General features: G+C 41.0%; 16 protein-coding genes. 7 read left to right on the forward strand and 9 right to left on the reverse strand.

Going from position 1 to position 11,246, the window contains the following annotated elements; translation table 11 throughout:
- Positions 1-35: 35 nt before the first annotated feature.
- The 6 genes from CHU92_RS02690 to CHU92_RS02715 are packed head-to-tail and all read left to right on the forward strand — an operon-like array spanning position 36 to position 2,500.
- Entirely contained in the window at positions 36-272 is a 237-nt protein-coding gene (locus CHU92_RS02690; protein ID WP_094412344.1) for a hypothetical protein, read from the forward strand.
- 4 nt (positions 273-276) lie between these two features.
- Positions 277-546, forward strand: a complete 270-nt coding sequence (locus CHU92_RS02695) for a hypothetical protein (protein WP_094412346.1) — start codon at positions 277-279, stop codon at positions 544-546.
- A 12-nt stretch (positions 547-558) separates the two neighbouring features.
- Positions 559-1,056, forward strand: a complete 498-nt coding sequence (locus CHU92_RS02700; protein WP_094412348.1) for a hypothetical protein — start codon at positions 559-561, stop codon at positions 1,054-1,056.
- 12 nt (positions 1,057-1,068) lie between these two features.
- Positions 1,069-1,587 carry a hypothetical protein gene (locus CHU92_RS02705; protein ID WP_094412350.1) on the forward strand — a complete coding sequence of 173 codons (519 nt, stop codon included), beginning with the start codon at positions 1,069-1,071 and terminating at the stop codon, positions 1,585-1,587.
- 10 nt (positions 1,588-1,597) lie between these two features.
- Positions 1,598-1,948 (forward strand): hypothetical protein, encoded by a 351-nt coding sequence (locus CHU92_RS02710; RefSeq protein ID WP_094412352.1) that lies wholly within the window; start codon positions 1,598-1,600, stop codon positions 1,946-1,948.
- A gap of 42 nt (positions 1,949-1,990) precedes the next feature.
- Positions 1,991-2,500 (forward strand): hypothetical protein, encoded by a 510-nt coding sequence (locus tag CHU92_RS02715; protein WP_129582992.1) that lies wholly within the window; start codon positions 1,991-1,993, stop codon positions 2,498-2,500.
- A gap of 289 nt (positions 2,501-2,789) precedes the next feature.
- Here CHU92_RS02715 and CHU92_RS02725 read toward each other — a convergent pair whose 3' ends face one another.
- The 9 genes from CHU92_RS02725 to pdxA form a co-directional block, all read right to left on the reverse strand.
- Positions 2,790-4,049, reverse strand: coding sequence for an aspartate kinase (locus tag CHU92_RS02725; protein WP_094412358.1), 1,260 nt, complete (start codon positions 4,047-4,049; stop codon positions 2,790-2,792).
- Position 4,050: 1 nt separating this feature from the next.
- Positions 4,051-4,524 (reverse strand): GNAT family N-acetyltransferase, encoded by a 474-nt coding sequence (locus CHU92_RS02730; protein WP_394335725.1) that lies wholly within the window; start codon positions 4,522-4,524, stop codon positions 4,051-4,053.
- Positions 4,525-4,997: 473 nt separating this feature from the next.
- Positions 4,998-5,381 carry a hypothetical protein gene (locus CHU92_RS02735; RefSeq protein WP_129582993.1) on the reverse strand — a complete coding sequence of 128 codons (384 nt, stop codon included), beginning with the start codon at positions 5,379-5,381 and terminating at the stop codon, positions 4,998-5,000.
- 93 nt (positions 5,382-5,474) lie between these two features.
- Entirely contained in the window at positions 5,475-6,821 is a 1,347-nt protein-coding gene (gene accC / locus CHU92_RS02740) for an acetyl-CoA carboxylase biotin carboxylase subunit (protein WP_094412364.1), read from the reverse strand.
- 89 nt (positions 6,822-6,910) lie between these two features.
- Positions 6,911-7,405 carry an acetyl-CoA carboxylase biotin carboxyl carrier protein gene (accB, locus tag CHU92_RS02745; protein WP_094412366.1) on the reverse strand — a complete coding sequence of 165 codons (495 nt, stop codon included), beginning with the start codon at positions 7,403-7,405 and terminating at the stop codon, positions 6,911-6,913.
- A gap of 28 nt (positions 7,406-7,433) precedes the next feature.
- Entirely contained in the window at positions 7,434-8,432 is a 999-nt protein-coding gene (locus CHU92_RS02750; RefSeq protein WP_094412368.1) for a beta-ketoacyl-ACP synthase III, read from the reverse strand.
- A 165-nt stretch (positions 8,433-8,597) separates the two neighbouring features.
- Complete coding sequence (gene rpmF / locus CHU92_RS02755) at positions 8,598-8,792, reverse strand: 50S ribosomal protein L32 (protein WP_082482157.1); 195 nt, start codon at positions 8,790-8,792, stop codon at positions 8,598-8,600.
- 9 nt (positions 8,793-8,801) lie between these two features.
- A complete protein-coding gene (locus tag CHU92_RS02760; protein ID WP_094412370.1) occupies positions 8,802-9,341 on the reverse strand; it encodes a YceD family protein in 540 nt (179 codons plus the stop codon).
- Positions 9,342-9,475: 134 nt separating this feature from the next.
- Positions 9,476-10,528: a 4-hydroxythreonine-4-phosphate dehydrogenase PdxA gene (gene pdxA / locus CHU92_RS02765; RefSeq protein WP_094412372.1), complete on the reverse strand. Its 1,053-nt coding sequence runs from the start codon at positions 10,526-10,528 to the stop codon at positions 9,476-9,478.
- A 49-nt stretch (positions 10,529-10,577) separates the two neighbouring features.
- Between pdxA and CHU92_RS02770 the strand changes: the two genes are divergently transcribed.
- Positions 10,578-11,168, forward strand: a complete 591-nt coding sequence (locus tag CHU92_RS02770) for a riboflavin synthase (RefSeq protein WP_094412374.1) — start codon at positions 10,578-10,580, stop codon at positions 11,166-11,168.
- Positions 11,169-11,246 lie beyond the last annotated feature (78 nt).

Genomic DNA, 11,246 nt, shown 5'->3' on the forward strand with positions numbered 1-11,246 from the left:
AATAAGCTGGAAATTAATTTAATACAATTTTTGTCGTGTACTTAAATGAAAAACTTATCAAAAGAATAGAAGAACTAGGGGTTTCATTGAAATTTAAAAGTTTTTCTTCAATGGTAGGTGAATCTCTTTCTGATTACACAGATGCTGGCGGTCTGGCTTTAGACATAATTAAATTTAATCAAGAAATACGGCAGAAAAAAGTTGAGAAAATAGTAAATATTATTTCACAACTAAGATTAAAAGATATAACCTTTTACACAAATAAAGAATAAAACAATGGAAAATAAAATAGATATTACCTTTATTCAAGATATGAATGAAGAACCAGATAATTGCTCATTACTAACAAATACCAATTACGTTAGAAAGAGTTTACTAAAATATTACAAAGGTAAAGTGTATGGTAACTGGTCGCCTAATAGAAAGCAAGTTTGTATAGCAATTGACACTCGATACTATATATTAGAAAATGATATTGTGAGTATTGAAAGTGCAGGAATTTGTGAAACTCATAATGATGAGATTCTTATGTTTACTCACCATTAATATCTATGTTAAATGAAAAAATTTAAACAAACACTCATTCTGTTAGCTATACTATTAGCCAATAGTACTTTCGCCCAAACAAAAGAAGAAACTGTAAAGTATATAGATGACATTTTAAAAATTAGTAAAGGTACATTTGAAGATGGAAGAAAAAATCGTGCCAGAAGTTATGAAATTATTGAACAGCGATTACACAGTATTAACCATATTGAAACGAAAAGCTTCGCTAATTTTATTGCTAATGGTGAGCCACATAGAACAAATACGGGAAGTAGCATAGTAAATGTGCCTTGGATTGCCATTAAGAGCGTAGACTTGGAACTTTCAGATACCACATCAAATCTTACACAAGTTTCCATCAATTTTGATGTAGAATTTATTAATTCTAATAATAATCAATCTTATTCAGGACTTTCATTATACGTTATTTCTTCAAAAAAAGAAAACTTTATAAAAGCAATCAAACACCTTCAAGAACTCCTAAAAAAAGAAGACCCTTTTGGAAATTAATAAAAGTAAATTATGAGAATGCTAAAAAACACATTCCTACTCTTCGCTATTCTCTTAGCTAATAGCACATTTTCTCAAACAAGGGAGGAAACAATTGAGTGGTTAAATATAAACGGAAAATCTCTTAGTTCCATGTCTTTTAAAAACGAAGGTAATGTACAAGTTATTTTTAAACTGGAAGAAATAACTACTGATTCATTGAGGTTTTATACAAATGTAGTAGGTACAGATGGAACGCATAACCCATGGATAGTTAGCGTTTTGATTAAAGATATTTTATATGAAGAAATAACTAAAATAGAAAAGTATAAGGGCTGGACCAATGCGTTTTTAATTAAACTTTCTCTCAAAAATAAATCTATACATGTACCAATTGAGAATGGAGATGAACAATGGTCAAAAAAAGAAATTAAGGAGAGGGAGGATATAACATTCTACTATACCAATGAAGAAAATGCAAAACGAGTAATCAAAGCCATCATGCACCTTGCAAAATTGAGCGGGGCAAAAGAGAATAAACAAACTTTTTAATTCATAAAAAATGGACAACCAAGAAAAAGAACAGCCCGATTTCATAGAAATTGAAAATAGTAAAAGAAATTCTTTTGTAGAAGGAGATGGAACATTTGAAGAGGCAAGAAACTATGTTGAAATTATTGCTGGCAACCCTTGCGGAACATTTGGCGTTCCCTACTTAAGTCTAAGGAATAAAAGCAATGATAAAAAAGTTGGTGTAACAATAGAAGTGAGATGGATGTATAATAACAGACCAAGAACCGAAAGCCGCATTTACAATACTTTTCCGGGTCAAGTAGTTGGTTTGGGCTGTCCTATTCCCGGGCCAACTAGCCAAAGATTCGATTACATACTAATTGCTGCTTGGTTTATTTGATTTTTTGTAAAAATGAAAAAATCAAAATTCATATTAATACTATTGGCTACATTCCTAGCCAATAGTATTTCCGCCCAAACCAACACCATCACCCAGCTCCTGCAAAAAACTTTGCAACAAGAAAACGAAGCCAGGCAAATGGTTCATAAAGAAGTGGACAGTTTAGGTAATGAAATAGGATTATTACAAATGGCTATTGACACCCTTGAAGTAATCGAACTTACTATTAAAAATGACACCTTAGTTTATACTACTAAAAACTATTTTACTAATGTGAATGGGTATTATTTATACAAACAGGAAGTAGCGTTAAAAGACATCACAGCCGTAACCAAAGACATCGGAATCTTCTTTGAATCTGCTCCTGAAAAGGTATTTGTAACCCAATCCGAATATTTTGACGACGGGAATTATAAAATCACCACAGGAGAATTAGACTTGTTTCGAACCCATTTTACAACACTTCGAGAGAATGAATACCTAGCCGATGAATTAGTAAAAGCGTTCAAAAAAGCAGGCTATACCATAGAAAAAGGATATTGGTATGATTAGTATAAATTTAGAGTTAAGTGCAGCTTGTAACAGCCGTTTTGTAAAAGCGGGGGTTTCGTGTTTCTATGAAAGTGAAGTGCTAAATTCAAGTTTTGTACTTCTATTGAAGTTTTGTGCTGAAAATCCCCGCCTTCGCAAAGCGGCAAAACGTTGTGCGGAAATCCCTACAGGCTTCCCGCACAACTGCCCAGGCGATTTGCCCCCGGCCAGCCCTCCGGGACTGTCCGACAACAAAGCGATTTGTAAAATGCAAACCACTTCGCAAATCACATGAGACGTTGGCATTATTTTATTGCAGGTCCCGTGTTACAATCTGCATCGTTTCGCGGCTTACCTGCCTTACCAGCACCTCTTTGTTCTTAGTAACAGTGCCGGCGGATTTGTCATTGAAATGGCGTATGGTATACAACGATACGTTTTCGTTATAGGTGACCTTGAACTTTTTTGAAAGCAGCGCCTTCAGCGCATGGAAGTTGCCAAACTTATCATCAGCACAAACCGAAAAACTGATAGCTGAATTTTGTATAAGGTGCACCTTCATCCTGTACTTGTGTAGCAGGGCAAATATCTCGCTGATGTTCTCTTCCATGATAAATGAAAAATCAAGGGAAGACAGGGACACCAGCAACTGGTTCTTCTTTACGATAAAACATGGCGTTTGCGGCTCAAGGTCGGCCCCTTTGCTCACACAGGTGCCCGGCAGTAAAGGGTTTAGGAATGATTTTACATACAGCGGAATTTCTTTGCGCTGCAAAGGCTGCAGCGTTTTTGGGTGTATCACGGTGGCGCCATAAAATGCCAGTTCAATGGCTTCGCGATAAGATATCTGGTGGAGCAGTATGGCATTGTCAAAATAGCGTGGGTCAGCATTCAGTACCCCGGGCACATCTTTCCAAATCGTGACGCTTTCGGCATTGAGGCAATAGGCAAAAATAGCTGCGGTATAGTCTGACCCTTCCCGGCCCAGTGTAGTGGTAAAGTTATTTTCGTCACTGCCCAGAAAGCCCTGCGTAATGTTCAGGTTTTTTTTCTTTACATTTTTGGATATGTTCTTTTGTGTAAGCTCCCAGTTAACTACGGCATCCCTGTAGGTATTGTCAGTCTTTACCAGTTCGCGCACATCTATCCACTGGTTTTTCAGCCCGCGGTAGTTAAAATAATGGCTCACAATGGTTGTTGATATGATTTCGCCATAGCTTACCACCTGGTCGTACACAAAATTATAATTCGGCGACTTGTTCTGCCTGAGGAACTGCTCCATATCGGTAAATATTTTGTTTACCGCGGCAAAAACCGCATGGTTTTCTTCCTCAAACAGGTCCATCAAAATCTGGTTGTGGTATTTTTTTACTTCCTGTACTGATGATTGCAACCCTGCTGACTTGTCAAAATAATCCTTCACCACCACCTCAAGGGCATTAGTGGTTTTTCCCATAGCCGATATGACCAGCAGCACATCATCATGCCCTACTTTTTGCAGGACATCATATACGTTCTTAATACCACCGGCATCCTTAACCGATGCCCCTCCAAACTTAAATACTTTCATATCAAATGTTAAATGTAAATTGGGCCATCCCGTTTTCGTCCATCTGCACCGTGCGCCAGTCATCCATAATGCGTGCCCCTGACCGTTCATAAAACGCTATAGCATGGGTATTCCAGTTGAGCACCACCCATTCCACGCGGCGCACGCCTTCTTTTTTGGCAAATTTTATTACTTCTTTATAAAGCGCGCTCCCGGCACCTGTACCGCGCCGGCTTTCTTTGACTATAAGGTCTTCCAGGTGTATGGTGCGGCCTTTCCAGGTAGAGTAGCGGTAATAAAACAAAGCCATGCCGATAATTTCACCATTTTGTTCGGCAACGAAGGTATAGAATTGCGGCTCAGTTCCAAAACCATCGCGTATGAGGTCACCTGCTGTTACAACAACAGCTCCAGGCTCTTTCTCAAAGATGGCCAGTTCTTTTATGAGGCCCAGCACGGCAGGCATATCTGCCGCGGTGCCTTTTCGTATGGTAATAGGATGCATTGCTACAAAAATAATAGAAATATCAATAGTGTAAACCTCCGGCGCGCGAAGGAGGCTTTATTGAATATTGTATAATATTTGGGAGCAGTGGGCTTAGCGCAGCCCTCTATACTTCCGTCCCGCTTTCAGCTCTATCTCCCTGCCGCGAAAGCGGGCGGCAGGGAGGATGCCGCTTCTATCGGGGCTGGGCTAAAACGATAGTGCCTCCCGGCCGGGTTTTAGTAAGCTGTCCTTATTATGGCCATCTGGGCCATTGATCTTTTATTAAAACAGGCAACCACTAATGCCGGCCATCTTTTACCTGGCGACTCTTTGCCAGCCTGCGACAAAATACTGATGGAGTAACCCAAAATTTAAGTTCGGTATAGTCGCTTTAGATTCAGGGCAATGCCAGTAGATAAGAAAACAAAAGTTCCGGGCGCAGCATAGACCGGGATTAGCCTCCTGCCGGAAGGAATGGTATATTACATGCCCTGCTCTTCTGCTTTTTCCTGGAAATATTGCCTTATCTTCTTTCTGTTCTCAGCTTTGTTAGCTACAAAAATTTTGAACTGTTCTTCAGTAAGCACCGATTTCAGCTTGGCATCCCTTTCTTCGTCTAAAGCTTTTAGCCGTTTTGCTTTTTCAATCCTGGTTTTAGCAGTGGTTTTGTTTTCCATCGCCTTCTTCAGGAAATCCTGGTTTATAGCATATACCTTGGTGTACTGGCTGTCGTTCAGCGAAAGCTGCTCTTTCATATTGGCTGTAACAGCCTTGGCGCCTTCAGCCGCTTTATCCTGTGCCACAGCATTAATTGTAAACAAAGCGAAGGCCAGCATGATGCCGAAAATTTTTTTGATTGTGTCCATTATATTGTTGTTTAGATGTAGCATAGGTACAACTTTTTAAGCTAATGGCAAACAACCGGATATAAAAAAATCCCGCCGTAGCGGGACTTTTTGTTATGAAGGGTCTTTCATCTTAAAACTTTCCATGAACTTCGTAGTATAGTTCCCGGCCACATAATCCGGCTCATCCATCAGCTGCCTGTGAAAAGGTATCGTGGTTTTGATACCTTCTATCACAAACTCATCAAGCGCGCGCTTCATTTTGTTAATAGCTTCTTCCCGGGTTTGGGCAGTAGTTATAAGTTTAGCTATCATGGAGTCATAGTTTGGCGGGATAGTGTAGCCTGAATACACGTGGGTATCAAGCCTTACGCCATGGCCTCCGGGCATGTGCAGGGTCGTAATCCTGCCTGGTGAAGGCCTGAAATCGTTATAAGGGTCTTCCGCATTGATACGGCATTCTATAGAATGCAGCTGCGGCAGGTAGTTTTTACCCGAAATTGGCACACCGGCAGCAACCAGTATCTGTTCGCGTATAAGGTCATAATCAATTACCTGTTCTGTAATAGGGTGTTCTACCTGGATACGGGTATTCATTTCCATGAAGTAAAAGTTCCTGTGCTTATCTACAAGGAATTCTACAGTGCCGGCACCTTCATATTTAATGAATTCGGCAGCCTTTACAGCAGCCTCACCCATTTTATGGCGAAGCTCATCTGTCATGAACGGTGATGGTGTTTCTTCTGTCAGTTTCTGGTGGCGGCGCTGCACTGAACAGTCACGCTCAGAAAGGTGGCACGCTTTCCCAAATGAATCGCCTACAACCTGAATTTCAATGTGGCGTGGCTCTTCAATAAGCTTCTCCATATACATACCATCATTACCAAAAGCGGCAGCAGCTTCCTGTTTGGCGCTTTCCCATGCTTTTTGCAGGTCTTCCTCTTTCCACACAGCCCGCATACCTTTGCCTCCGCCTCCGGCAGTAGCCTTGAGCATTACAGGGTAACCAAATTCCTGGGCAAGTTTAGCGGCATGCTCATATGATTCCAAAAGCCCGTCAGAACCGGGTACACATGGAACTCCGGCTGCTTTCATAGTTGCCTTGGCCGTAGCCTTATCGCCCATTTTTTCTATCATCTCAGGCGACGCGCCTATAAATTTAATCCCGTGCTCACCGCATATTTTTGAAAATTTGGCATTTTCAGATAAAAACCCATATCCCGGGTGTATCGCGTCAGCGTTGGTTATTTCGGCTGCTGCAATAATATTCGACATTTTAAGGTAAGACAGGTTGCTTGGCGGTGGGCCTATGCATACAGCCTCGTCAGCGAATTTCACGTGCAAGCTTTCCGCATCAGCAGTGGAATACACTGCTACGGTTTTTATCCCCATCTCCCTGCAGGTGCGTATTACACGGAGTGCAATCTCTCCCCTGTTGGCAATTAGTATTTTTTTAAACATCCTCTTATGAAATTTTAAATTATGAATTTTAAATTTTAAATTCTCTGAATGCTGTAAATCTACATTCAATCCTGTATTTAAAATTTCAACTATGATGGGTCAACCAGGAACAGGGGCTGGTCAAACTCTACCGGAGAGGCATCGTCCACCAAAACCTTCACAATTTTACCTGATACTTCTGATTCAATTTCGTTGAACAGCTTCATGGCCTCGATAACACAAACCACGTCACCTTTAGATATAGTGCTGCCCACTTCAACAAACGGAGCCTTATCTGGCGATGGTTTCCTGTATAGTGTGCCGATGATAGGAGATTTTATAGTTATATATTTTGATGTGTCTTCTCCTGTTGCTGCCGGGGTTTGTGGTGCAGCCGGAGCTGACGGCGCAGATGGCGCAGACGGAATAACAGGCTGCTGAACCGGCTGGCTTACAGGAACATGCTGAATATAAGCTGTTTCAGGTGATCCGCCTTCTGCAGTGGTCCTGATGGTGATCTTGAAATCATCCATTTCCAGCTTAACTTCTGTAGCACCGGATTTTGCCACAAATTTGATTAGGTTTTGAATTTCTCTGATATCCATAATTGCGAGTTTTGTTTTGTTTAGTTTGTTATCTTTTATCGTAAGCCCATTTCAGGTAAGCTGAACCCCAGGTAAATCCGCCCCCGAAAGATGCGAAAATCAGGTTATCCCCTTTCCTGAAAAGATGCTCAAAATCATATAGGAGCAAAGGGAGCGTAGCCGATGTGGTATTGCCGTAACGTTCGATATTGACTAATACTTTTGATTCATCAAGACCCATACGCTGTGATGTGGCATCGATAATCCTTTTATTTGCCTGGTGCGATACCAGCCAGTTGACATCTTCGTTGGTAAGATTGTTTTTCTGCATTATCCTTTCACTAATGTCGGCCATATTGGAAACTGCATATTTAAAAACTGTTTTACCATCCTGGAAAACATAATGCTGCCTGTTGGCTACGGTTTCTGCAGATGCCGGCAGCAATGACCCACCGGCTTCAATTTTAAGGAATTCGCGGCCTACGCCGTCACTCCTTAATATTTCATCCTGTAAACCAAGGCCTTCAGTATTAGGCTCAAAAAGCACGGCACCGGCGCCATCGCCAAAAATGATGCAGGTGGCCCTGTCGGTATAGTCAATAATAGATGACATTTTATCGGCACCAATAAGGAGTACTTTCCTGTACCTGCCCGTTTCAATATAAGCAGAGGCGGCAGACATTCCATAGAGGAAACTGGAGCAGGCTGCCTGAATATCAAAAGCAAAAGCATTAACCGCGCCTATCTCTGTAGCTACATATACTGCTGTAGCGGCTACAGGCATATCAGGTGTGGTAGTAGCCAGCAGCACGCAATCGATATCTTTGGGGTCTATACCGGCCTTGTCAATCAGATCCTGTGCTGCCTTAATGGCAAGATATGAAGTCCCTTTATCTTTATCTTTTAGTATTCGCCTTTCTTTTATACCTGTGCGTGTAGTAATCCATTCATCATTGGTATCTACCATTGTTTCGAGTACTTTGTTTGACAGTACAAAATCGGGAACATAAGCGCCTACGGCAGTAATGGCGGCTGTTATTTTACTCATAAGGATAAAAAATTTTCCATTCAGCGCCAGATGGCCTGAAAAGTGGTGGAAATTACAAAAAAATTATAAAATGCACTGAAAATAGTTGCCTTTATTTAAAAAACAGTTGTTACTTAACAAAAAAACTCTCACTGCGTGAGAGTTTTCTCTATTGTAAAAGGACAATTAAGCAACAGCTTCCTGCTTGTCAATAACAACCTGGCCCCTGTAATACATTTTACCTTCATGCCAGTAAGCCCTGTGGTACAGGTGTGCTTCGCCGGTTACCGGGCAGGTAGCGATTTGGGGCACAGACGCCTTATAATGTGTTCTTCTTTTGTCTCTTCTGGTTTTCGAGGTTTTTCTCTTAGGATGTGCCATTGTACTATATTATTTATCCGTTAATAGTTTTTTTAATTCGTCCCAGCGGGGATCAGTATTATTTTCTTCTTCTTCTTTGTGTTCTTCTTTAGGAGCCAGCTCGTTGAGCCTCCGCATTATTGACGGGTCAAGCGTGCCGTCTTTAATGCCGGGGTGTACCCTTTTTGTAGGGACTGACAATATTATCATTTCATAGATATACTGCGCCACATCAACCTGGTATTCCCCGTGGGGCAATATCAGCATCTCATCATTATCATTGTTAAAAGCATCGCCAAATTTCACTATAAGGCCAAGGCTGCCTTTTATTGGCAAATCAAAATCCTCATTGGAAATATCGCAGGGTACATTTACTGTACCTTTATGCTTAAAGAACAATTCAAGCATTGTGCTCTTTTTGTCTAAAACAAGGCTGACTTTTACATTGACGCCATTAAACTCGTCAAATTCAAAGTCATCAAAGAACGTTTTATTAATCTGAAACTCAAACTGGTGCTTTCCTTGTTTTAACCCGGCAAACGGGATTAAAAATTCTTTGTCCACTTTCATTTTCCAGTATGATTAAGGCTCTTCAACTGTTAGTTACACATTAAGCACTGCTACTCATTTTGTTACAACGGTTTTGGAGCGTGCAAAGATATAAAATTATTATAATTTCAAAGCAGATATAAACTTTTTTTTGTTTACAACTGCTTTTCCCTGATTTTTAAGGGATTTTTAGTGATTTCGCTATGTTCTGCACGATTGTGGTAAATATCAAGGGCCAGATAAACTGATTCCTTGAAAGAGTTGAAATCGGCTACGCCTTTACCCGCAATTTCAAATGCCGTGCCATGGTCAGGCGATGTCCTCACCGCCTCAAGCCCTGCCGTATAGTTAACTCCTTTGCCAAACGAAAGCGTCTTGAAAGGTATCAGGCCCTGGTCATGGTAAGCCGCAATTACGGCATCATACTTTTCATACTGCCCGCTGCCAAAAAAGCTGTCGGCAGAAAAAGGCCCGAAAACAAGCACTCCCTCTTCAAAAAGTTTCTTCAGCGCAGGTTTCAGCACTTCATCATCTTCCCTGCCTATCACACCGTTATCACCACTATGCGGATTTATGCCTAATACGGCTATTCTAGGTTTATTTATCCTGAAATCCTGTTTCAGGGCTTTGTTTACCGTAAGCAGCTTTTTCCTGATCAGCGCTTCATTAAGATGCCCTGAAACCTCGCTCACCGGTATATGATCAGTAAGCAGGCCCACTCTGAGGTCATCCTGCACCATCAGCATCAGGGCATCGCCTTCCAATTCACGGTCAAGATAATCCGTATGCCCCGGAAATTTAAACTCATCTGACTGTATGTTATATTTATTGATAGGCGCCGTAACCAGTACATCAATCTTTTTCTGCTTTAGTGCGTCAGTTGCTTTCCTAAAGGACCTGATGGCAAATTGGCCAGCCCCATCATCATTCTTGCCAAACTCAACTGTAACATTATCTCGCCAGAGGTTTAGTACATTAATTTTACCAATAACCAACTGCTCAAGGCTATCAATACCGTGCAGGTTAACAGCATTTAAGTTAAGTGCTTTTTTGATAAACGACAACAACTTTACATTTGCGAAAATAACGGGTGTACAAAACTCAAGCATCCTTGTATCTTCAAAGGTTTTCAGTATAATCTCGCTCCCTATGCCGTTAAGGTCACCAATGGAGATACCCACAATCACATTTTCCGCTTTTTTTGTCATGATGGCTTTTATTGCTACTTTTGATGTACAAATTTAGTAAAATAATAGGATGTTTACAGGAATTATTGAAACACTGGGCACCATCAAAAATATAAGAGAGGAAGGCACTAACCGGCACATTACTCTTGCTTCTGCTATTACCCGCGAACTCAAAATAGACCAAAGCGTCGCGCACAACGGCGTTTGCCTCACGGTAGTAGATATTAACAACAACAATTACACTGTAACAGCTATTAAAGAAACCCTTGATAAAACCAATCTTGCTGACTGGCAGCCGGGCGACAGGGTCAACCTCGAGCGTGCCATGAAGTTGGGCGACCGGCTCGACGGGCATATTGTACAGGGCCATGTAGACCAGACCGGCATCTGTAAATCAATAACAGAGGAAAACGGCAGCTGGTACTATACTTTTATATATGACCCGGCTTATAATAATATTACTATTGAAAAAGGATCGATAACTGTAAATGGTGTAAGCCTCACGGTCGTAAACTCCGGGGAAAATGAATTTAGTGTTGCTATAATTCCTTATACATATGAGCATACCAATTTTAAAGACTTCAAAGCCGGCACAAGAGTAAACCTGGAGTTTGATGTCGTAGGCAAATATGTAGCCCGGCTTCACACACTTAGAAAATAATAAAAACCTCACGCAAATCAGGATTTTTATTTTCAGGAGCATCACATTCGGGCATTTATACCGGCCTTTTTCCTGCTA

The organism is Flavobacterium cyanobacteriorum (assembly GCF_002251835.1).
In the GTDB taxonomy this organism is placed as follows: Bacteria; Bacteroidota; Bacteroidia; order Flavobacteriales; family Flavobacteriaceae; genus Flavobacterium; species Flavobacterium cyanobacteriorum.